The 22,098-nt window shown below is 60.5% G+C and carries 23 protein-coding genes; 15 read left to right on the top strand and 8 right to left on the bottom strand.

Features of this window, described 5'->3' with window-relative positions; translation table 11 throughout:
- Nucleotides 1-36: 36 nt before the first annotated feature.
- Nucleotides 37-564 (bottom strand): hypothetical protein, encoded by a 528-nt coding sequence (locus tag Z947_RS0118790; RefSeq protein ID WP_025045826.1) that lies wholly within the window; start codon nt 562-564, stop codon nt 37-39.
- Nucleotides 565-570: 6 nt separating this feature from the next.
- The gene (locus Z947_RS0118785; RefSeq protein WP_025045825.1) at nt 571-1,533 is read right to left on the bottom strand and encodes an aspartate carbamoyltransferase catalytic subunit; all 963 of its coding nucleotides are present in this window, start codon (nt 1,531-1,533) and stop codon (nt 571-573) included.
- Between the two features lie 104 nt (nt 1,534-1,637).
- On the opposite strand from Z947_RS0118785, the gene Z947_RS0118780 reads away from it, so the two are divergent.
- The 5 genes from Z947_RS0118780 to Z947_RS0118760 all read left to right on the top strand — a co-directional run bounded on the left by Z947_RS0118780 (nt 1,638) and on the right by Z947_RS0118760 (nt 8,537).
- Complete coding sequence (locus Z947_RS0118780) at nt 1,638-2,408, top strand: uracil-DNA glycosylase (protein ID WP_025045824.1); 771 nt, start codon at nt 1,638-1,640, stop codon at nt 2,406-2,408.
- A complete protein-coding gene (locus Z947_RS0118775; RefSeq protein WP_025045823.1) occupies nt 2,401-3,024 on the top strand; it encodes a LysE family translocator in 624 nt (207 codons plus the stop codon). Before Z947_RS0118780 ends, Z947_RS0118775 begins: the two co-directional genes overlap by 8 nt.
- Nucleotides 3,021-3,563 (top strand): molybdenum cofactor biosynthesis protein B, encoded by a 543-nt coding sequence (moaB, locus tag Z947_RS0118770; RefSeq protein ID WP_025045822.1) that lies wholly within the window; start codon nt 3,021-3,023, stop codon nt 3,561-3,563. The genes Z947_RS0118775 and moaB overlap by 4 nt, the downstream gene beginning before the upstream one ends.
- Before the next feature lie 117 nt (nt 3,564-3,680).
- A complete protein-coding gene (locus Z947_RS0118765) occupies nt 3,681-5,132 on the top strand; it encodes an efflux RND transporter periplasmic adaptor subunit (protein ID WP_025045821.1) in 1,452 nt (483 codons plus the stop codon).
- 3 nt (nt 5,133-5,135) lie between these two features.
- Complete coding sequence (locus Z947_RS0118760; RefSeq protein ID WP_025045820.1) at nt 5,136-8,537, top strand: efflux RND transporter permease subunit; 3,402 nt, start codon at nt 5,136-5,138, stop codon at nt 8,535-8,537.
- Nucleotide 8,538: 1 nt separating this feature from the next.
- Here the strand turns inward: Z947_RS0118760 and Z947_RS0118755 are convergent, their stop codons facing one another.
- Nucleotides 8,539-9,348, bottom strand: coding sequence for a protein-disulfide reductase DsbD domain-containing protein (locus Z947_RS0118755; protein ID WP_025045819.1), 810 nt, complete (start codon nt 9,346-9,348; stop codon nt 8,539-8,541).
- Nucleotides 9,349-9,474: 126 nt separating this feature from the next.
- On the opposite strand from Z947_RS0118755, the gene Z947_RS0118750 reads away from it, so the two are divergent.
- Nucleotides 9,475-10,062, top strand: a complete 588-nt coding sequence (locus tag Z947_RS0118750) for a YqgE/AlgH family protein (RefSeq protein ID WP_240477548.1) — start codon at nt 9,475-9,477, stop codon at nt 10,060-10,062.
- Between the two features lies 1 nt (nt 10,063).
- Here the strand turns inward: Z947_RS0118750 and Z947_RS0118745 are convergent, their stop codons facing one another.
- A complete protein-coding gene (locus Z947_RS0118745) occupies nt 10,064-11,005 on the bottom strand; it encodes an L-threonylcarbamoyladenylate synthase (protein ID WP_025045817.1) in 942 nt (313 codons plus the stop codon).
- Nucleotides 11,006-11,134: 129 nt separating this feature from the next.
- On the opposite strand from Z947_RS0118745, the gene Z947_RS0118740 reads away from it, so the two are divergent.
- From Z947_RS0118740 to Z947_RS0118720, 5 genes are all read left to right on the top strand, one after another.
- Nucleotides 11,135-12,847: an acyl-CoA dehydrogenase gene (locus Z947_RS0118740; RefSeq protein WP_025045816.1), complete on the top strand. Its 1,713-nt coding sequence runs from the start codon at nt 11,135-11,137 to the stop codon at nt 12,845-12,847.
- On the top strand, nt 12,847-13,899 hold the full coding sequence (locus tag Z947_RS0118735) for an MBL fold metallo-hydrolase (RefSeq protein ID WP_025045815.1): 1,053 nt from the start codon (nt 12,847-12,849) through the stop codon (nt 13,897-13,899). Before Z947_RS0118740 ends, Z947_RS0118735 begins: the two co-directional genes overlap by 1 nt.
- Nucleotides 13,900-13,905: 6 nt before the next feature.
- A complete protein-coding gene (locus Z947_RS0118730) occupies nt 13,906-14,379 on the top strand; it encodes a DUF6173 family protein (protein WP_025045814.1) in 474 nt (157 codons plus the stop codon).
- Nucleotides 14,380-14,469: 90 nt separating this feature from the next.
- On the top strand, nt 14,470-14,604 hold the full coding sequence (locus Z947_RS0118725) for an aa3-type cytochrome c oxidase subunit IV (protein WP_025045813.1): 135 nt from the start codon (nt 14,470-14,472) through the stop codon (nt 14,602-14,604).
- A gap of 163 nt (nt 14,605-14,767) precedes the next feature.
- The gene (locus Z947_RS0118720; RefSeq protein ID WP_025045812.1) at nt 14,768-15,373 is read left to right on the top strand and encodes a hypothetical protein; all 606 of its coding nucleotides are present in this window, start codon (nt 14,768-14,770) and stop codon (nt 15,371-15,373) included.
- Here the strand turns inward: Z947_RS0118720 and Z947_RS0118715 are convergent.
- Together Z947_RS0118715 and Z947_RS0118710 are read right to left on the bottom strand one after the other, a co-directional pair.
- Nucleotides 15,362-15,688 (bottom strand): AzlD domain-containing protein, encoded by a 327-nt coding sequence (locus Z947_RS0118715; RefSeq protein WP_025045811.1) that lies wholly within the window; start codon nt 15,686-15,688, stop codon nt 15,362-15,364. The two genes, Z947_RS0118720 and Z947_RS0118715, sit on opposite strands and share 12 nt — an antisense overlap.
- Nucleotides 15,685-16,401: an AzlC family ABC transporter permease gene (locus Z947_RS0118710; RefSeq protein ID WP_025045810.1), complete on the bottom strand. Its 717-nt coding sequence runs from the start codon at nt 16,399-16,401 to the stop codon at nt 15,685-15,687. The genes Z947_RS0118715 and Z947_RS0118710 overlap by 4 nt, the downstream gene beginning before the upstream one ends.
- Before the next feature lie 22 nt (nt 16,402-16,423).
- On the opposite strand from Z947_RS0118710, the gene fdhD reads away from it, so the two are divergent.
- Genes fdhD through Z947_RS0118690 form a run of 4 tightly spaced genes read left to right on the top strand, consistent with a single transcriptional unit; the run spans nt 16,424 to nt 20,479 of the window.
- Nucleotides 16,424-17,335 carry a formate dehydrogenase accessory sulfurtransferase FdhD gene (gene fdhD / locus Z947_RS0118705; protein WP_179453257.1) on the top strand — a complete coding sequence of 304 codons (912 nt, stop codon included), beginning with the start codon at nt 16,424-16,426 and terminating at the stop codon, nt 17,333-17,335.
- Nucleotides 17,332-17,934, top strand: a complete 603-nt coding sequence (mobA, locus tag Z947_RS0118700) for a molybdenum cofactor guanylyltransferase MobA (protein WP_025045808.1) — start codon at nt 17,332-17,334, stop codon at nt 17,932-17,934. Before fdhD ends, mobA begins: the two co-directional genes overlap by 4 nt.
- Entirely contained in the window at nt 17,931-18,425 is a 495-nt protein-coding gene (gene mobB / locus Z947_RS0118695; RefSeq protein WP_025045807.1) for a molybdopterin-guanine dinucleotide biosynthesis protein B, read from the top strand. The genes mobA and mobB overlap by 4 nt, the downstream gene beginning before the upstream one ends.
- Entirely contained in the window at nt 18,419-20,479 is a 2,061-nt protein-coding gene (locus tag Z947_RS0118690) for a molybdopterin-binding protein (RefSeq protein WP_025045806.1), read from the top strand. The genes mobB and Z947_RS0118690 overlap by 7 nt, the downstream gene beginning before the upstream one ends.
- A 3-nt stretch (nt 20,480-20,482) precedes the next feature.
- Here the strand turns inward: Z947_RS0118690 and Z947_RS0118685 are convergent, their stop codons facing one another.
- Nucleotides 20,483-21,559 carry a hypothetical protein gene (locus tag Z947_RS0118685; RefSeq protein ID WP_025045805.1) on the bottom strand — a complete coding sequence of 359 codons (1,077 nt, stop codon included), beginning with the start codon at nt 21,557-21,559 and terminating at the stop codon, nt 20,483-20,485.
- A gap of 14 nt (nt 21,560-21,573) precedes the next feature.
- Nucleotides 21,574-22,044, bottom strand: a complete 471-nt coding sequence (gene greA / locus Z947_RS0118680) for a transcription elongation factor GreA (protein ID WP_025045804.1) — start codon at nt 22,042-22,044, stop codon at nt 21,574-21,576.
- Nucleotides 22,045-22,098 lie beyond the last annotated feature (54 nt).

Here is a 22,098-nt window from a genome sequence, read left to right as displayed (position 1 = left end):
GGTCTTCCATCGGGATTTCCTTTTTCGGGTGACGGGTCAGCCAACGGCCCACCACAGAATGAGAACGGCAAGCAGGATCAACGCCCCTATTGCCCGTGATTTATGGCGTTGCATGTCGGGGGCGGCCGCTTTTGGGGCGGGGGCACCCGTATAGGGTTGCGCGGCTTTCGCCGATATGCCGGCGTGCTGGCTTGGCGCGGCGGGCTGTGCGTAGGTGCCGATCAATGTCAGCGCGGAATCAGGCGTCAGGCGCATTGCGTTGCCGCCGAAGGCCAATGAATGCACCAGCATGACCCAACCATCGAGCGCGCGCAGCTTGGCCGCGTCCCGCTTGATCTGCGTTTCATCAGCGTCGGTACCTTGCCGCAGATAACCGGCAAGACCGATTTCATCCAGATCGGACACGGGGAACACTTCGATACCATCGGGGTTCAGCGCCGCGACACCAAGAATTGCGAACTGGGCCTCATTGCTGGCTTGTAGGGCTTTGGCATGGGCCGCAGGCATTGAAAGCGAAAACACCCGCGTTGTGCCTGTTTCGCCGGTTGGAATGTCGATTGCCATCCGCCTTTATACCGTTTCAGGCGTGCGCGCGCGCAGGTTTCGGGCCAACAGGTCCATTGCGGCCATGCGCACGGCTACGCCCATTTCGACTTGATCCTGAATGACGCTGCGGTTGATGTCATCGGCCAATGTGCCGTCAATCTCGACCCCGCGGTTCATCGGGCCGGGGTGCATCACGATGGCGTCGGGTTTGGCATGGGCCAGCTTGTCCGCGTCCAGCCCGTAGCGATGGTAATATTCGCGCTCGGACGGGATGAAACCGCCGTCCATGCGTTCCTTTTGCAGGCGCAGCATCATCACGACATCGACGTCTTTTAGCCCCTCTGCCATGTCGTCAAACACCTCGACACCGAATTCCGCGATGCCTGCGGGCATCAACGTGGGCGGGCCAATCAGCCGGATGCGGTTTTCCATCTTGCCCAACAGCATGATGTTGGAACGTGCCACACGTGAATGGGCGATATCACCGCAAATCGCGATCGACAGACGGTGCAACCGCCCCTTGGCGCGGCGGATCGTCAGCGCGTCCAGCAAGGCTTGCGTCGGGTGTTCATGGCGCCCGTCACCGGCGTTCAGCACCGCACAGTTCACTTTTTGCGCCAACAGATCGACGGCCCCCGATTGCGGATGGCGCACGACCAGCAGATCAGGGTGCATGGCATTCAATGTCATGGCGGTATCAATCAGGGTCTCGCCCTTTTTGATCGACGAGGCCTGCATCGCCATGTTCATCACATCCGCCCCGAGCCGTTTGCCCGCGATTTCAAAGCTGGCCTGCGTACGGGTCGAGTTTTCGAAGAACATGTTGATCTGGGTCAGCCCCGCCAAGGCATCGGTGTGTTTCAACGGCTGACGGTTCAGGTCGGCATAGCTGTCGGCCAGATCAAGGATCGCGGTAATATCGCTTTGCGACAGATGTTCGATACCGAGCAGATGTTTATGTGTGAAAGCGGCGGGTGCGAAGGACATGGGGACACCTTTGAATGGGGTTGCCCCCTTATAGGGCGCGGGCAGGTGTCGCGGCAAGGCGATCAGGGATTTAGATTGCCGCTGCGGGGGCGTAAGCTGGGTCCATGGAATCAGCGAGCTTTCATCACGACCACGCGCTGCTGGAGTGGCAGATCGAACTTGGCGCGACCGAGGCGATTTCGGATGTGCCGGTCAATCGCTATGACGTCCCTGCCGTGGTGGAAAAACCCAAAGTGGCAGAAGCGGCTGCTGGTGGTTTTGTGCCGATGGCCAAGGAAGATCCGGTCGCCCTTGCCCAACAGGCAGCTTCGGGGGCTGGAACGCTTGAGGAATTGCGTGCAGCAATGGCGGCTTTTGAGCACTGTGATTTGAAAAAGGGCGCGCGCAATCTGGTGTTTTCAGACGGGATCGCAGGGGCTCCTGTCATGATCATCGGAAATGCCCCGACACGGGCAGAAGATCAGGCAGGCCTGCCCTTTGTCGATAAGGAAGGGCAGCTGTTGGACAAGATGCTGGGTGCCATCGGGATGGGGCGCGCGCATGAAGCGGCACCAGTCTACATCACCAGCATCCTGCCGTGGCGCCCGCCGCAAAACCGGGATCCCAAACCGCATGAAATCGCGATGATGAAGCCGTTCTTGCTGCGTCACATCGAACTTGCCGCGCCCAAGCTGTTGGTGCTGGCTGGCAATTGGGCCTGTCAGGCCTTGCTGGAAAAACGCGGGGTCGCACGGTTGCGCGGGCAGTGGACGCAGGCCGCAGGTCTGCCCGCATTGCCGATGTTTCACCCGTCCCAATTGATGCGTTCGCCCGAGTATAAGCGCGAAACTTGGACGGATTTGCTCAGTCTTAAGAAGAGGTTGCAGAATGGTTGATCCGATTACCCTGCTGGCATTTGTGCCTGCCGCACTGGCGCTGAACCTCACGCCGGGGCCGGATATGATGTTCTGTCTGGGGCAGGGTCTGCGGGCGGGGCCGCGTGCCGCGATCGCAGGGAGCGGCGGTGTCGCGGTGGGAGGTATGGTGCATGTGGCGCTTGCCGGTCTGGGGTTGGGCGCGTTGATCGCTGCGCATCCTTGGGCATTCGACGTGATCCGCTGGATCGGCGTGGCCTATCTGGTCTACCTCGCGATTGGTGCGTTTCGCCCGCCACCGCCAGCCGGGCCCACGGGGCCGGGTCTGTCCGTGGCGCGCGCCTTTGGTACGGGTCTGTTGATAAACCTGACAAACCCCAAAGTAATACTGTTCGTGCTGGCCTTTGTGCCGCAGTTCATCCGGCCCGAGGCGGGTAATGTGTTTGCGCAATTCCTGATCTGCGGCGCGGTGATCGGTGTCGGCGGGTTTATCATCAACGGGGCGGTGGGGGCCTTTGCCGGCCGCTTTGGCCGCGCTTTGGCAACCGGCGGGCGCGCGGCCCGTGTCACTGGCTGGATCAGCGGTGGCATCTTTCTGGGCCTCGCCGCCCGACTGGCAGTATTGGAGCGATCATGAGCCGTATCGACGAAACCGCTGAATTTATCGCTGTGCGCATCGCCTTGCTCACAGTGTCGGACACCCGCGATCTGTCTCAGGACCGCTCTGGTGATGTCTTGCGCGACCGCATCGAAGCGGCGGGTCATTCGGTTGCCGAACGTCACGTTCTACCTGATGAGCGCGGTCTGATTGCGGATCAATTGCGGGCGTGGTGCGCGGATAAGGCGATCGACGTGATTATTTCCACCGGTGGCACGGGGTTGACGGGCCGTGATGTCACGGTCGAAGCGCACCGCGATGTCTATGAAAAAGAGATCGACGCCTTTGGCACCGTGTTCACCATGGTCTCGATGCAAAAGATCGGGACGTCAGCTGTGCAAAGCCGTGCAACGGGCGGCGTGGCCAATGGCACCTATCTGTTCGCCCTGCCGGGATCTCCCGGCGCCTGCAAGGACGCGTGGGACGAGATTTTGGGCAAGCAACTGGATTACCGTCACAAGCCCTGCAATTTTGTCGAGATCATGCCGCGGCTCGACGAACACAAGCGACGCAAATAATTCTGGCATTCCTGCGACGGAAATACCTGCGACATCCGTTCAACAAGATGTAGCTTGGTATTTTCTCTGCGCCTTCTAGACTGGGGCGCAGCGAAGTTTTCTTTGGATCGGACGGGTATGCGTTTTTTACGACAAAGCATGATTGGTCTCTTTCTGGCCGCCTGTACCTTGGGGTTGCTGGTGTTTGCGGCAGCATTGGTGGGCGGCGCGGTCAGTGAGCGCATGGCTGACGATCCCAAAGGCCCGCCCGCGCGTGAACGTGTGTTTGCGGTGAATGTGGTGACGGCGCAGGCCGAAGATGTGGTGCCGGTACTGGAAACTTTTGGCGAAGTGCAAAGCCGTCGTTTGCTGGAATTGCGCGCCGCTGTGGGCGGTCGGGTGATCGAACTGGCGGAAGGTTTCGAAGACGGCGGCGAGGTCAAAGCAGGTCAGGTGTTGGTACGTCTGGATCCTGCGGATGCGCAATCTGCGGTGGATCGTGCGCAAAGTGACGTGGCCGATGCGTTGGCCGAGGGGCGCGATGCGGCGCGGTCTTTGGAACTGGCCGGTGCCGAACTGGACGCGACGCAATTGCAAGCGGATCTGCGGACCCGTGCGTTTGAGCGCCAGCAAGGGTTGGCCGAACGCGGTGTCGGGACGGCGGCAACCACCGAAGTGGCAGAACTTGCCGCTGCCGCCGCGCAGCAGGCTGTGGTGTCGCGCCGTCAGGCGGTGGCACAGGGAGAGGCCCGTCTGGATCAGGCGAAAACCAGTTTGGCGCGGGCTGAAATCGCCTTGGCGGAAGCCAAACGCCGGCTGGCAGACACGACATTGACCGCGCCGTTTGATGGTACGCTGTCGGCCACGGATGTGGTCGTGGGCCGGCGCGTGACGGCAAATGAACGTTTGGCCGAACTGATTGATCCGCAAGACCTCGAGGTGTCGTTCCGCCTGTCCACGGCCCAATATGCGCGGCTGCTTGATGCAGACGCGCAACTGATACGGGCCGAACTGGTGGCTTTGCTGGACGTCACCGGTGTGGATCTTGAGGCGAAGGGGCGCATCAGTCGCGCCAGCGCCGCCGCTGGAGAAGGGTCTACGGGCCGGTTGATCTTTGCGGCGCTCAGCGATGCGGGCGGGTTCAAGCCCGGTGACTTTGTGACCGTACGCGTGCAAGAACCCGTGTTGAAAAACGTGACCCGCCTGCCTGCATCCGCGGTCGATGCGCGCGGTGAATTGTTGGTGCTGGATAGCGAAAACCGGCTTGAGGCCGTTCAGGTCGACCTGTTGCGCCGTCAGGGGGATGACGTGTTGGTGCGCGGTCCGATTTTGGGTCGCCAGATCGTGGAGGCACGTTCCCCGCTGTTGGGCGCGGGCATCGCGGTAAAACCGGTCACGCGCGAGGGCACTCCGCAAGCTGCGCCTGAAATGCTGGAGCTGACCGAAGAACGCCGCGCCGCACTGGTCGCTTTTGTGCAGGCCAACACACGTATGCCCAAAGAAGCCAAAGAGCGCGTTCTGGCGCGGTTGACCGAAGCAAAAGTCCCCGCCGAGATGGTCGCGCGGATCGAAAGCCGGATGGGGGGCTAGGGCATGGCGCGCAAGATGCCTGAGGCGGCGGGCGGTATTCTGTCCTACTTTGTGCGTCACCGCACGGCTGCGAACCTGTTGTTGCTTGTGCTGCTGGTCGCGGGTTTCGCATCGGCCCCCAACATGCGGGCGCAGTTTTTCCCCGATGTGATTGTCGACAGCGTAAGTGTCTCAACCGTCTGGCAAGGGGCCGGTGCGGAGGACGTTGACGCCGCGATTGTGCAAATTCTTGAACCTGCCCTACTGGCCATTGAGGGGGTTGAGGGATCCAATAGCACCTCGCGCGAAGGGTCAGGCACGATCGTTCTGGATTTTGAACCAAGCTGGGACATGGCCCGCGCTGCGGCGGATGTGCAAACGGCGGTTGATCTGGTCACGACCTTGCCGGACGAGGCCGAAGAGCCGAACGTGCGGCGCGGCGCGTGGCGCGACAGGGTGACGGATGTCGTGATCACGGGACCGGTGGCACCGGAACAGTTGGGCCGCTTTGCCGATGAATTCGTGACCCGTCTGTTTGCCGCGGGCGTCACCCGCACCACGATCGAAGGGGTCGCGGCCCCGCAAACCATGATCGAAGTGCCGTCAGCGCAGTTGATTGCCTATGATGTGAGCATGGCCGAAATCGCGGCAGCCATTGCCGCAGAGGTTGACGCCGACCCTGCGGGCGATGTGAGCGGCGCGAATGCGCGGGTGCGTACCGGCACCGCGAAAAGAACGGCGCGCGAGATTGCAGGTATCGTGCTGCGCTCCAATCCTGATGGCTCAAAGCTGACAGTGGGCGATGTGGCCGTGGTGCGCGAAGAAGGCGTTGACCGCAACCGCCAGTACTTTGTCGGTGAAAATCCGGCAATGTCGGTGCGGGTGGACCGGTCTGATCGAGGTGATGCGATTGGTATTCAAGAGGACGTAGAACAGGTTGCGGCGGCCTTGCGCTCAAGCCTGCCGGCATCGGTCAACGTTGAATTGATCCGCACAAGGTCAGAGGCGATCAAGGGGCGTCTGGACCTGCTGATCGACAACGGATTGATGGGATTGGGGCTGGTTGTCGGTTTGTTGTTCCTGTTCCTGAATGCGCGCACGGCCTTTTGGGTGGCAGCAGGCATTCCCGTGGCGATGGGAGCGGCGATTGCACTGATGTATCTGGGCGGGCTGACGATCAATATGATTTCGCTGTTCGGGCTGATCATTACGCTGGGCATCGTGGTGGATGACGCGATTGTGGTCGGGGAGCACACAGACCACCGGTTTCGTACGCTTGGGGAGCCGCCGATGGTCGCGGCAGAAAAGGCGGCGCAGCGCATGTCGATGCCGGTTTTCGCCGCCACTTTGACCACGATTATCGCGTTTTTCGGGCTGGTTGCCGTGGGCGGGCGGTTCGGTGATTTGATCCAGGATATTCCGTTCACCGTGATCGCCGTTTTGGCGGCGTCCTTGGTTGAGTGCTTTTTGATCCTGCCCAATCACATGGCTCATGCGGTGGCGGCAGCGGACAAGGAACATTGGTACGACATGCCCAGCCGAGTGGTGAATCGCGGCTTTGTCTGGGTGCGCGAAACCTTGTTCCGCCCGTTTATGGCAGGGGTGATCCGTGCGCGCTATGTCGTGTTGGCGGGCGTGCTTGCCGTGCTGGCGTCACAGGTGGCCTTGTTTATCAAAGGCGATGTGCAATGGCGGTTCTTTAATGCGCCCGAACGCGGCTCTGTCTCGGGCAACTTTATGATGACCGAAGGGGCGACCCGCGAAGACACTTTGGCCATGATGCGCGAAATGCAACGCGCCACCGAAGCGCTGGGCGCGGAGTATGCCGAACGCTATGGCACCAACCCGCTGGATTACGTGATTGCGCAGATTGGCGGCAATGGCGGGCGCGGGCTGGCCGGTGCCGATACTAAAGATGCCGATCTGCTGGGGGGCATATCGATTGAGCTGATCGACGCTGATCTGCGGCCCTATTCCAGTTTTGCTTTTGTGGCGGAATTGCAGGAAACCGTGGTCAATCACCCGATGGCCGAAACTGTCAGCTTTCGCGGCTGGCGTTCCGGTCCGGGGGGCGATGCGCTGGATGTGCAGTTTTACGGGGCGGATACCGATACGCTGAAGGAAGCGTCACAAGCGTTGCAGGATGCGTTGCGCCAATATCCCGAGGTCAGCGCGGTCGAGGATAATCTGGCCTATGATAAAGAGGAATTGATCCTTGATCTGACACCGCAAGGGCAAGCGCTGGGCTTTACCATCGACACATTGGGAACGGCGTTGCGCCACCGTCTGGGCGGGATCGAGGCGGCGACCTATCCCGACGGGCCGCGCTCTGCCACGATTCGTGTAGAGCTGCCTGAAGGCGAGTTGACGGCGGATTTTCTGGACCGCACACAGATGCGCACCCCTGCCGGTCTTTATGTCCCCTTGGCCGATATCGTCAGTGTCGAACGGCGTACGGGGTTTTCCACAGTCCGGCGCGAGAACGGTATCCGTCTGATCTCGGTTACCGGAGATATCTCCGAAGATGACGCCGCGCGGGCGTCTGCAATTCAGGAGGATCTGGAGACAGAAATTCTGCCTCGTATCGCCTCCGAGCAGCAGGTCGAATACCGTCTGGCGGGGCTCAGCGAGCAGGAAGGTGATTTTCTGAATGATGCGATGACCGGTTTGATCCTGTGCCTGACGGGCATCTATCTGGTACTGGCGTGGGTGTTCGGCAGCTGGACACGGCCCATGGTGGTGATGGCTGTTATCCCCTTTGGCTTGGTTGGGACGATTTACGGCCATGCGTTGTGGGAGGTGCCGCTGAGCATGTTCACGGTTGTGGGTTTGCTGGGGATGACAGGGATTATCATCAACGATTCCATCGTCTTGGTCACGACCATCGATGAATACGCCGAAAGTCGCGGATTGATCCCGTCGATTATTGACGGGGCAACGGACCGGTTGCGGCCCGTGATGTTGACGACGCTGACAACGGTACTGGGCATGGCACCGCTGCTGTATGAGCAAAGCCAGCAGGCGCAGTTTTTGAAACCCACGGTGATCACTCTTGTCTACGGGCTGGGCTTCGGGATGTTTCTGGTGCTGCTAGTGGTGCCCGCGTTGGTCGCGGCGCAGCATGACGTTGCCCGCCAGGTTGCAGCATTGCGGCGTGGCATGCGCGCACCTGTGTCGGCCCTGCGGTTTGGGTTGGCGGCGCTTTGGGCGCTGATACTGGCGTGGGGGGCGGTGACAATTGGCTGGGCTGCGTGGTTTGGCGTGTTGCATCCTGTGGTCGCGAAGGGGGTGCCCGTGGTGCAGAACATGTCGCCTATGTCCGCCGGTTTTCTGCTGTTTGTCGCCGGTGCGGGTGCGGTGGCGCTGATCGGGTATCTGGTTGCGGGCATCGCGTTTGTTGCGCGGCGCAAGCCGACGGCGGGCTAGATCAGCGCGCGGTACAGCCGCGAATGTCGACAGCGTGCTTGTCACCCAAAACCGTGATGCGAATTTTCGACCGGTCCAGCGCCAGTGGTGCGCCATCAGCGGCCAAAATCTCGCCTTGCGCGATCAAGGTGGCACCATTGCGGCTGACTTCGGTTTCGCTTGACCACAGGCCGGGCTGGCCGGCTTCGATGATCACGACCTCGCGTCCACCGGTTGAGGGCAGGGTGACCTGTGCTTCGATGCGCATCCCGTCTTCGGTGGGGCTCAGGGCGCAAGTGGCAGTTTTCACACCTGCCTCTTTTGCGGAGTAGGGCCGCGCGGCGAGGGCGGCGGCGATCATCGGGGTTGGTTTTGCGCTGCTGTCGGACAATACGGCGTCCAGTGACATGCTGTGCGGCACGCAGATGTCCTTGCACACGCCAATCTCCAGCTCCGCTTTAAGGGTCATGGGATCACCCGCGCGATGGGGCGCAAGGGTAAGCGGCAGGATCACATCACCGGAATACCCGATGGTGCGCATGCCGGCGGTCAGGAAAACCTCAGGCGCAGGCCATGTGATGCCGACACCGCGCAGGTTATCGGAACCGGACCAGTTGAAATGCGGAGGAATGCCCGCGTCACCGGGGCTGCGCCAATATGTCTTCCAGCCCGGCGACAGTTTTAACCGCACGGCGGCAATACGGGTGCCATCGCTTTGCTGCCAGCCGGTCAGGATTTCACCGGTCACAGGAATTTCGAAACTGTCATCCGCCATCAGGGGCAAGGCAGTCGCGCAGGTCAGGGCAAGGGCGGAAAGGCATCTTTTGAACATTCATCCTAGATGGGCCAATTGCCGATTGCTGCCAAGTCACGATTGCATCAGCGATGTTTCGTCAATTTGTGACGAAAACCGGCTAACCCCTTGTCGCAGGCAAGCGGGGCGGGCATGCTTTGTGACATGGCTGACAAACCTTCAATGACCGCCCCGCTCTTGTCCCTTACCGGTAAGCTGTTGATTTCGATGCCGGGCATGGGGGATCCGCGTTTTGCGCATTCGGTGATCTTTCTGTCCTCACATGGCGAGGACGGTGCGATGGGGCTGATGGTGAATAAACCCGCCCAAGGGATTGGCCTGTCGGATGTCCTTGACCAGCTTTCGCGCGATTTCGGACCGGCAAAACACCAGCTGGGTGTGCATTTCGGTGGCCCGGTCGAAACGGGGCGCGGATTTGTGCTGCATTCAGATGAGTATCGGTCGGCCTTGCATACCCTGCGGGTCGAGGGCGGGTTCGGCATGACCGCCACCTTGGACGTGCTTGAGGATATCGCGAAGGGCGAAGGCCCCGATAAGGCGTTGTTGATGTTGGGCTATGCGGGATGGGGTCCGGGGCAACTGGAAAGCGAAATCGCCCAGAACGGATGGTTGACCGCCGATGCCACGCCCGAAATCGTGTTTGATTTACCGGATGCCGACAAATGGGAAGCCGCGCTTGGATCGCTCGGGATTGATCCGCTTGTGCTGTCCGCAACGGCGGGGCGCGCCTAGCTTAACGCGGTGCGGCGGCCCGTTGCAGACGGTCATTGATCGCGTGGCCCAGCCCGTGTTCGGGGATCGGGGCAACGGCGATGGGGCGGGCTTTGGCGTCGAGTTGGTGCAGGCAGTCAAACAGATTTGCTGCCGCTTCGGTCAAATCGCCACTGGCGGACAGGTTCAGATCACAGGGCATGTTTCCAAAACCCAAGAACAATTCGTTGCCTTTTGGTTTGGTCGCGTTCAGGCGCACGGCCCCTGCGGGGGCGTAATGCGATGTGAGTTGACCGGGCGCGGTGATGTCAGGGCCGCTGTTTTGTGCCAATGGATGACCAAGTGCCGCTTCTATCGCTTCTTGGGGCAGGCCGCCGGCGCGCAACAGCATGGGGGTGTCGCCCGTCAGCCCGACGATGGTGCTTTCCAGTCCGACCATACAGGGGCCGTCATCCAGCACGGCTGCGATCTTGCCCGACAATCCGGCAAGGACATGCGCGGCCGTTGTTGGCGAAATGCGCCCCGATGGGTTGGCAGAGGGGGCCGCAACCGGACCGCCGAACGCGGCCAGCAGGCGACGCGCTGTCGCGTGGGCGGGCACGCGCAGCGCCACGGTATCCAGTCCGGCCGTCACCAACGACGATAATCCGTGACCTTCTTTCAGGGGCAACACCAAGGTCAGTGGACCGGGCCAGAACGCGGCGGCGAGTATCTCTGCGGCATCGGACCACTCAACAAAACCCTGCGCCTGGGTGGTCTGCGCCAGATGCACGATCAACGGATTGAAGCTGGGCCGTCCCTTGGCGGCAAACACGCCTGCCACGGCTGTGCCGTTGCGCGCATCGGCACCCAATCCGTAAACGGTTTCCGTGGGAAAGGACACCAGCGCGCCAGCGGACAAAAGGTCAGCGGCCTGTGCAATGCCTGCCTCGTCCGGTCTAAGCCTGAGTGTTTCGATGTCCATCAGAGCCCCTTTGACGCGGCGTTTAGGTTGCGGTAGGGCGTCGCTGCATTCCATGCTGATGCCGAGATTGCCTTTAGCAGGGCTGTGACTGACGTGCCAGCCACACCGATATTTTCAGGAGACTTTCCTATGCCATACCGCGCCGCTGTGACAGATTACCTTTTCATGATCGACACTTTGCTGGATGCCGATGCCCTGCGCCAGACCACCCGTTTCGAGGAGGCAACAGCAGATGTGACTGCCGCCATTCTGGAAGAGGCGGGCAAACTGTGTGACGAGGTGCTGGCCCCGCTGCAACGCAACGGTGATCTGCATCCCGCGCGGCTCGAGAACGGGGTTGTGCGCACCTCGCCCGGCTTTGCGGACGGGTTTAAGGCGATTGCCGAAGGCGGCTGGATCGGCATGGGCGCAGATCCCGAATATGGCGGCATGGGGTTGCCGATGATCCTGACCTCTGCGGTGAATGAAATGATGAGCGGCGCGTGTATTTCGCTGCAGCTGGCCCCATTGATGTCGCAGGGCCAGATCGAAGCGCTGGAACACCACGGGTCCGATGCGATCAAAGAATTGTATCTGCCCAAGCTGATTTCCGGTGAATGGACCGGCACGATGAACCTGACAGAGCCGCAGGCGGGATCGGACGTCGGCGCGTTGAAGTCCAAGGCCGTCGACAACGGCGATGGCACTTACGCGATTTCGGGACAAAAGATCTATATCAGTTGGGGCGATCATGATGTGGCGGAAAACATCTGCCATCTGGTCCTTGCCCGTTTGCCGGGTGCGCCCGAAGGCACCAAAGGCATCAGCCTGTTTCTGGTGCCCAAATTTATCCCGAACGCAGACGGCACAGTGGGCGCGCGTAACGGCGTCAGCACCGTCAGTCTGGAACACAAGCTGGGGCTGCACGGGTCACCCACCGCAGTCATGCAATACGACAACGCCACCGGTTGGTTGGTCGGCCCCGAACAGGGCGGCATGGCCGCGATGTTCACCATGATGAACAACGCCCGTCTGGGTGTTGGCGGGCAGGGTGTCGGCGTGGCCGAAGCTGCTTATCAACATGCGCTGAGCTATGCGCTGGATCGCAAACAAGGGCGGGCAGGGGGCGATGGCACCGGCAGCATCGCGGATCACGCGGATGTGCGCCGTATGCTGGTCGAGATGAAGGCGGATGTATTTGCCGCGCGCGCGATCGGGCTAAGCTGCGCCTATGCGCTGGACATGGCCAATGCCACGGGCGATGCGTCATGGCGTGCGCGCGCGGCGTTGCTGACGCCGATCGCCAAGGCGTTCGGCACCGATACAGGCTGTAGCGTGGCGCATACCGGTGTGCAGGTGCACGGCGGCATGGGCGTGATCGAAGAAACCGCAGCGGCGCAATTCGGCCGCGACGTGCGTGTGACCACGATCTATGAAGGCACCAACGGCATTCAGGCGATGGACCTTGTTGCCCGCAAGATGATGGACGGCGGCGAGGCGGCGGGCCTACTGCTGGATGAGATGGAAGAAGACATCGAACGTGCCCGTCCCGATTTCCCCAATATGGCCGATGCCTGCTGGCAGGCCTGCGAAAGCATGCGCGAGGCGACGGAGTGGCTGGTGGCGCAGGATGACATGAACAACCGTTTCGCCGGTGCCGTGCCCTTTCTACGGGCTTTCGCACGGGTTCTGGGGGCGCAACTGCACCTCAAGGCTGCGATGGCGGACAAGGGCGGGCCACGCGAAAAGCTGGCGCGGTTCTACATCCTGCGGATGCTGCCTGAGCATGCCGGCCTGTTGACCCATGCGCAGGCGGGTGAAGCGGATCTGTTCGCCGTCACAACCGATGCGTTGGCGTCCTGATGGCTGATATCGCACCTGCCGGTTTACGCTACCCCCACGACACGCCGCCGGCCCACGGCATCGAAGCAATCGAAGTCGCCCCGGGCGTTTTGTGGCTGCGCATGCCGCTGCCGATGAAGCTGGATCACGTCAACATCTACGCCTTTGATGAAGGGGACAGCTGGACGATCATCGACACGGGCTTTGCGTCCAAGAAATCCAAGGCGATCTGGGCGGAGGCATTAGCTGGACCGTTGGGCGGCAAACCGGTCAGTCGCGTTGTGGTGACCCATCATCACCCCGATCACATCGGGCTGGCGGGGTGGTTCCAATCCGAACACGGGGCCGAATTGGTCACCACGCGTACCGCATGGCTGACAGCACGGATGCTGATCCTGGACGAACAAAAAACACCCGCAGCAGAATCGCTGGCGTTTTATAAACTGTCAGGGATGGATCCTGCCCTTTTGGACAAACGCGCCTCTGAGCGGCCTTTCAACTTTTGCGACATCGTCGAACCTTTGCCGCTGGGCTACACGCGGATCAAACAGGACGACACGATCCAGATTGGCGGTCGGACGTGGGACGTGCATATGGGCAACGGTCACGCACCTGAACACGCTACCTTCTGGAGCAGGGACGACAATCTGGTGATCGCGGGGGATCAGATTCTGTCGTCTATCAGCCCCAATGTCGGTGTGCACCCCACAGAACCAATGGCTGACCCGATTGGCGAATGGCTGGAGGCCTGTGAACGGCTGGCCCCGCTGGCGCGGGCCGATCATCTGGTGCTGGGCGGGCATAAATTGCCGTTCACAGGATTGCCCAAGCGGATGGAACAGCTGATCGAGAACCACCATAGCGCCCTGAAGCGGCTGCTGGCCTATATCGACACGCCAAAGTCGGCGTCGGAGTGTTTCTCACCTTTGTTCAAAAGAAAGATAGGTGAAGCGGAATACGGTCTGGCACTGGTTGAAGCGGTCGCCCATTTGAGCCACCTTTACCAAAGCGGCCTTGCCACGCGCGCATTGCGTGCGGAAGATGGGGCGTGGGTGTATCAAAGCAAGGGGTAACGCGGCATGGGCAATCAGATCAAAACCGCAGCGGAGGCCGCGGAAAGCGATGCCTTGCCACGCTGTCACGAGGTACATTCCGATCCTGAACAGCCCAAGGCCAGCGCAGAGAACCTGCCCAAATCCGTAAAGGCAGAACCGGTCGCGAAAAAGAGCGCCGCGCAATGGGCCTATGAGCGGACCGTGCTGTATCTCAAGAACTTTGAGGAGCAGCTGGATAACGAACACGAGGTCGCAATGGGGTTTACCGGTGGCGATGCAGGTGTGTTGCGTATCGAGGGGATGGGATATTTCGACCCCGATATCGTGACGTTTTACGGCACCGATCCGACCGGCGGGCGTACCCAGTTGGTGCAGCATGTCAGTCAGTTAAGTGTGATGCTGCGGGCGCTGCCCAAGGCCAAAGAAGGATCAAAGCCCAACCGTATCGGTTTCCGGCTGGTCGAGGACCTGGAAAAGTCGCAGGAAGCGGTCAGCTAAAACACGATTGATTGAGGCATTTTGACCGCGTGACAGGCGCGTTGAAATGAGATAATCAGCGCCAAACCAAGTATCTGAAGGAATGAACAGATGTCCGAACATGAACATGGCTCTATGGATTACAGCGAACAGCAAAAGATGTTCGACGGGTTCATGTCTTTTGTCAGTAAAACAACCATCACAATCATCGTTTTGTTGGTGCTGATGGCAATCTTCGCAACCTGATTGGTCTGCGCCAAAAATACAGGCGGCACGCTGCTCGCCCTGCCGGTTTCGTAAGAACGACATGGGCAAGACGTGATTCTTTGCAGTGCTGCGTGACGATTTGCACATTCGGGGTCGCCCTTACGAAAGCTCTGTTCGGGGCTAAAACAGGGGAGGTTTGATTGTGAAACGCCTATTTACCAGTCTGGCGCTTGTTGCTTTGGTGTCGGGATGTGCGGCCAACACCGGCGGGGACAGCTCGTTTCAGGAAGTTGCCGCTGCCGCCTATCGCGCGCCCGGTCAGCCCACGTTGACGGTGTTTACCATGGTCAATAACCGCACGGGCGGTGGCGGGCATACATCCCTGATGGTCAGCGGTTCCCAGCGGGTCATCTTTGACCCTGCCGGATCGTTTCGCGATGATCGAGTGGTCGAACGCGGTGACGTGCTTTACGGGATGACGCCCGGTTGGGTACAGGCGTATAAATCCGCCCATGCCCGGTCTACCTTTCACGTCGTGTCGCAGGAAATTCCGGTCACTGCCGCGCAGGCTGAACAGGCGTTACGTCTGGTTCAGGCCAATGGCAGTGTGCCGGGCGCATTTTGTGCCAATGCGACCTCCGGCATTCTGGCGCAGATTGACGGGCTGCCAAAGGTGTCCAGCACCTATTATCCGACTAAGCTGATGGCGCAGATCGAAAGCTTTCCAAACGTCACCACAACCAAATTGTTCGAGGACGATGCTGACGATTTGAAAGGTGCCGTGCGCGAAGTGGCTTTAGCCCAATAAATATAGCATCCCGTAAAGGGTAAGTCCCCCCGCAAACATCGCGGCGAGGACGTTCTTGGTCAGCAACCCGACAGCAAGCGCAGCGGCCGCTGCCGCAAGGCGCGCAGGATCGGGTTCGCCACCCGTCGCAGCGGGCCAAAGCACTTGCGGCGCGACCAGCGCAGGCAAAACCGCAACTGCCGTATATCGCAAATGGCGCAGCAACCCTGCAGGCATCTGGCGGTCCCCGACGAAACCGGTGAAGGCGAAGCGCAGCAGAAAACTGCCCACGCCCAAGCCGATGATCACGATCCAGAGGGTGGATTTATCAATCATGACCCGCCCCTTTTCTGTTCAAGGTATTTTTCCAACGCGGCACCGGCAAGCATGCCGGCAAGGCCGCCAATGATCACACCCATTGAATAGGGCACCCCTGCCGCCAGCAGGCTGACCACGACCGCAACAAAGGCGGCCAGAACATGGGCCAGAGTGCGAAACATCGGTGCGATCATCGCCAAAAAGGTAATGGGAATCGCGAAATCAAGCGCCCAACTGTCAGGCACCTGCGTACCAAGTACCGCGCCCACAACCGTGAAGATGTACCAAAGCGGCGCCACCGTCGCGACGGCGCCAAAGAAATAAGCAACCCGCTGGGGCACTGTCATTTCGGGCCGTTTTTCGAATTCGGCGATGGAAACCACATAGGATTGATCGACGGTCAGATAGGCGGCGAAGGCCCGCTGCCACAGCGGCGCGGAGCCGATATAGGGGGTAAGCGAGGCTGAATACATCGCCATGCGCAGGTTCACGGCCAGCGCAGAGATCAGCACAATCACGGTAGGCGCTTCTTCTTGCAGAAGTTGCAGCGCGGTGAACTGGGCCGCACCGGCAATGACCACCAGCGAAAACACCAGCGATTCCAATACGCTTAGCCCCGCTTCGGTTGCGAGCAGTCCGAAGAGTGATGCAAATGGGATGATCACCAGAATAAATGGCGATCCATCGGCAAAGCCTTTCAGAAAGGCGGATTTCACGGTGGTGGTGGTCATGCGAAGCCCCTAGGTTAACGCCATGCCTAACGCCAACCAGTGGGGGATACAATTGGCCCAGGACCCAGATGTTACCGATTATCTGATAGCGCCCGATCCGGCGGCGGCGCGTCTGACGCGTGCGGTGCGCGGTGTGGATCATGAGGGGCGCGAAACAACCCTGCGTGTGGTCGAGGAACGGCCCCTGACGATCTTTTTGAACGGGCAGGAAATCGTGACAGCGATGACGATTGGGGACTATCCCGAATATCTTGCGCTGGGGTTTCTGCGCAATCAGGGGATGCTGCGCGCAGACGAGGACATCACCCGCGTTGACTATGACGAAGAATTGGAAACCGTGGTAGTGCGCACCGTCCGCGCGACGGATTACGAAGACAAGATGCGCCGTAAAACCCGCACGTCGGGCTGCGCTGTCGGCACGGTCTTTGGCGATATGATGGAGGGGCTGGAGGGCGTCACACTGGCGCAAACGCCTGTTCGCAGTTCATGGCTTTACGCCCTGTCGGCCAAGATCAACCGGACCCCCTCGCTTTACCTTGAGGCGGGTGCGATCCATGGCACTGTGCTATGTGAGGGTGACAAGCCTTTGGTCTATATGGAGGATGTCGGTCGCCATAACGCAGTGGACAAGATTGCAGGCTGGATGTTGTCCGAGGACGCAGCGGCACAGGACAAGATTTTATACACCACCGGCAGGCTGACATCCGAGATGGTGATCAAGACCGCCATGATGGGGATTCCCGTGCTCGCCTCGCGGTCGGGTTTCACCGCTTGGGGGGTGGAGATTGCCCAGCAGGTCGGCCTGACGCTGATTGGCCGGATGAAAGGCAAACGCTTTGTCTGTCTCAGCGGTGAAGACCGGTTGATCCGCGATGCCGATCCCGCGTTGATTGATGACGAACCCAAACGGGCCGGTCGCAAGGGGGGCGTATGAAACAGCCCCTCGGTGTGATTCTGGCGGGCGGACAGGCGATGCGTATGGGCGGCGGCGACAAGGGGTTGCTGCGCCTTGGGGGGCAAACCTTGCTGGATCACGTAATTGAGCGGCTTGAGCCACAAGTGGCGGAAGTGGCGTTGAATGCCAACGGGGACCCTGCGCGGTTTTCATCCCTTCGCCTGCCGGTTCTGGCTGATTCCATTGCGGGGTTTGTCGGACCTTTGGCGGGGGTGCTGGCCGGTCTGGATTGGGCGGCAGCGCAGGGCGGCGACACGATTGTGACAGCCGCCGCTGATACGCCGTTTTTCCCCTGCGATCTGGTGCCCCAGCTCTTGCTGCGCAGCGAAGGCATGGCGCATCCCTTGGTTCTGGCGGCCACCCCCGATGCCAAACGCGGCACGGCGCGGCATCCGACGTTTGGGCTTTGGCCGGTGGCGCTGCGCGACGATCTGCGCACAGCGTTGAACGGCGGATTGCGTAAGGTGGTTTTGTGGACCGAACAACATGGCGGACGCGAAGCGCTGTTTCCGCAAGAACAGGCGTTTTTTAACGTCAATACACCTGAAGATCTGGCGCAGGCAGAGGCAATGTTATGAAGCTTTATGGGGTCGTCGGCTGGAAAAACGCAGGCAAAACCGGATTGATGGAGCGTCTGGTCACCGACATCACGGGGCGCGGCCTGACGGTTTCGACAGTCAAACACGCGCACCATTCCTTTGACGTCGATCACGCGGGCAAGGACAGTTTTCGCCACCGCGTTGCAGGGGCCACTGAGGTGCTGCTGGCATCGCGCAACCGGTTTGCCCTGATGCACGAGCTGCGCGACGCGCAAGAGCCGACATTGGCCGATTTGTTGACGCGGCTGGGGCCTGTCGATCTGGTGTTGGTGGAGGGGTACAAACGCGACGGCCACCCCAAAATCGAAGCGCACCGTAGCGTCACGGGGAATCCCCTGATTGCGCCGGATGACCCGACCATCCGCGCGATCGCCACCGACACTCCGCTTGATCTGGAGATCCCCAGTTTTGACTTGAACGACACGGTTAAAATCGCTGACTTCATCCTGACGGAGGTGGGCCTGTGTTAGGGTTTGACACCATCGTTGCGGTTGATTGGTCGAGCGGCAATGACACCGGCGCGCGCCCGCGCAAGGACGCGATCTGGGCGGCCGTAAACCGGGGAGGTACGGCTGACGCCCCTGTTTATTTGCGCAACCGGCAGGTGGCCGAAGAATGGCTGTGCGCATTGTTTGCGGCAGAGCAGGCCGCGGGCCGGCGGGTGTTAGCAGGGTTTGATTTTCCATTTGGGTATCCGGCCGGTTTTGCCGAGGCTCTGACCGGTTCCCATGATCCGCTCGCGCTGTGGGATTGGTTGGCAGAACGGGTCGAGGATAACCCCAAACAGAACAACCGTTTTGATCTGGCTGGCGCGATCAATCTTCAACTGGGCGATGGCAAGGGCCCGTTCTGGTTTAACGGTTTGGCACGCGACATTAAGGGGCTAAGCCGCCGAAAAGATGGATACGCCAACCCCTTTGCAGAAAAACGGCAATGCGAAGCTTTGGCCAAGGGGGCATTTACCTGTTGGCAGATGGGCGGAGCAGGTGCTGTCGGCGGGCAAATAATGACGGGGCTTGCGGTCCTGACCCGGCTTAGACGGCAATTCGATGTGGCGGTCTGGCCGTTTCAGGCCCCTAAAGCGCAGTTTAGCTTTATAGAAATATGGCCATCGCTTACCGTCGGTCCGGCCCCCGATGGGCAGGTAAAGGACGCGTGGCAAGTGGCAGAAGTTGCACGGCAAATCGCGTCTCTTGAAGTGGACCGGCTTGCCACCATGCTAGACGTAGACGCCCCCGAAGAGGGCTGGATTTTCGGTCTTGGTTTCGAAGCGGAGTTAAGCACCCCGCCACTGCGCAACGATTGTTTTGCGCTGCCTGCGGGGGTGCATTGGACGCCGGTGGATGAGGCGCTTGATCTGCTGAAGGATCGCCTAACGGCCGTTACCGGCATCGAAACGCTGCCCGCAACGCAGGCGTTGGGGCGCATTCTGGCGGAACCGGTAAGGGCGCGACGTTCAAATCCTCCGCTGCCGAATACGGCTGTTGACGGCTACGGCTTTGCCGGCGGGCGCGATGCGGGGCCCCATGTTTTGCCGCTGGCAACCGGACGGGCCGCCGCCGGCGATGCGCCGGGGCAGGTGATGAGCGGGCAGGCGGTGCGGGTCCTTACAGGGGCCGCATTGCCGACTGGCGTGGACACGGTCGTGTTGCAGGAAGACGTGCGTGTTGCTGAGGGGGCGATCCGGTTTTCGGGTCCAGTCAAGGCCGGCGCAAACACCCGCCAAGCGGGCGAGGACGTGATCGAGGGGCAGGATATTCTTGCCGCCGGACGACGCATTACGCCTGCAGATCTGGCGCTGATGGCCGCGACGGGCACGCGTGACATTCAATTGCGCAAACCCTTGCGGGTCGGCATTTTGTCCACTGGCGATGAATTGGTCGAGGCAGGTGAAACAGCCGTCGCCGGGCAGATCCATGATGCGAACCGGCCCATGCTTTCAGGGGTCGTCAGCGCGTTTGGACATACCTGCATTGATTTGGGGCGCGCACCGGATGATCGCGCGGCATTGCGCGCGCGGTTGGACGCGGCGAGTGGCAAGGTGGATGTGATTCTGACCAGTGGCGGGGCGTCGGCAGGTGACGAGGATCACATGTCCGCCCTGCTGGAAGAGGCGGGCGCAATGGCGCTTTGGCGGATCGCGATCAAACCGGGCAGGCCGCTGGCATTAGGGATGTGGCAGGGTGTGCCGGTCTTTGGGTTGCCCGGAAACCCCGTTGCAGCGCTGGTTTGCGCATTGGTCTTTGCGCGTCCGGCGATGGACGTGTTGGCGGGGGCATCGTGGTCTGAGCCGCAAGGATTCGACGTGCCTGCGGCCTTTACGAAAACGAAAAAAGCGGGACGGCGCGAGTACTTGCGCGCACGCCTGCGTGACGGACGCGCCGAAGTCTTTGCCTCGGAAGGGTCGGGGCGGATCAGCGGGTCGTCATGGGCTGAAGGTCTGGTGGAATTGCCGGAGCCCGCGGCGACAGTCAAGGAAGGCGCGCTTGTGCGCTATATTCCCTACAGCAGTTTCGGGCTGTAACGGTTAGTCGAATGTGCCGGCACAGCGCCCCAACAACATGAATGCGCGGGCTGTGCGGGTGTCGGAAAGTGCGGAAATCTCACTGTCAGATGCGCCTTTTTCGAATTCCGCAAAAGTCTGGTCAAAACGGCGCAAAAAATGGTGAGCGGCGTCGCGAAAAATCGGATCCTGTTTCATCCGCGCGTTGGTTAACGCAAGGGATGACCGGTCGCGAATCCCGCCAAGCGGGGCGATGGCGCGGCCACGACTTCCTTGTGCAAAATGCCGCCAGACTTCGGGGCGGGCACGATCAGGGCGTAGATCATCCATGTAAATCCCGTCCTGACTCATCAGCGTCAGCACGTCCTGCGAGGCCTGCACCAGCTGCGACGTTGACCGGTCTTTCAACGCACGGCGTAGTGATGCAAACCCGACTTCATCTTCGGCGGTTTCGGGGAAATTCAGCGCGCGTACAAAATCGTCGTTGGACAACAAGGGGGCCATGTCGATGGCCTGCGTGCCCAGTTCCAATACGGGCTGGTCGTCACCTTGCACTGCTGCTGGCTGCGCCTTGGGGCGACCTGATTCATCGCGGCGGGATTGGAATGTGGCAAGGGCCGTTTCCGTCTTGCGCGCAGCGGCGGCGATTTCATCCAGCTTGCGGGTCACGGACGGTTCCGTGCGCATGTGGTGGCCCTGCTGTTGCGCGATGTAAGCTTGGCGGATCGCGTCGATAGAGGCCTGCAAACGCTGGCTTTCCTCGCGCATGACGCGGCTTGCCTTGGCTGCAGTCGCGGCGACCCAGATCATTGCCACGGGCATAAAGATCGCCAGCATGGTCATCAGGAAACGCAGGCTTTGCGCCCCGTCTTCAGAGGTGCCTTCCTCGCGTACGATCAGAAAAAAGAACGCAGCCCCGAGCAACCAGACACCGCTGAGCGCAAGGGCAATCACCTCGATCGAAGTGATCGTGTCCGGGCGTGGTTTGTCATAGATGCCCAACGCGGTAGGCCGCGCGGAAATGCCCGTCACCTTAACGGTGGCGGCTTGCGCAGGTTCGGCCGCATCCGGTGCCGGATCAGTCTGGGCTGTGTCAGTCATCTGTGCGGTCCAGTTTAGGCATAGACGATCTTGAGTACCTCATATGATCTGACGCCCCCGGGGGTGCGCACTTCGACGCTGTCGCCTTCTTCTTTGCCGATCAGGGCGCGGGCGATGGGGGATTTGATGTTCAACAACCCGTCTTCGATCTTTGCTTCGTATTCGCCAACGATCTGATAGGTTTTTTCTTCGTCCGTGTCTTCATCCACCAATGTCACAAGCGCACCGAATTTGATCGCACCAGAAAGCTTGGCAGGGTCAATCACATCGGCCAGTGAAATCGCGCCTTCCAGTTCCTTGACGCGGCCCTCGATAAACGACTGTTTTTCCTTGGCAGAATGATATTCAGCGTTTTCGGACAGGTCGCCATGTTCGCGCGCTTCGGCGATTGCCTTGATGATGGCAGGCCGTTCTACGGTTTTCAGGTGCTTCAGTTCCGTCTCGAGGGCGGTATGCCCTGCGCGGGTCATAGGGATCTTTTCCATGGCGGTTGTCCACGTACAGAGGGCCGCGCACCGCTGGTTTGCGGGTGAGCAGCC

This window comes from Sulfitobacter geojensis (assembly GCF_000622325.1).
Taxonomy (GTDB): domain Bacteria; phylum Pseudomonadota; class Alphaproteobacteria; order Rhodobacterales; family Rhodobacteraceae; genus Sulfitobacter; species Sulfitobacter geojensis.
This window is presented reverse-complemented; position numbering and strand designations above follow the sequence as displayed.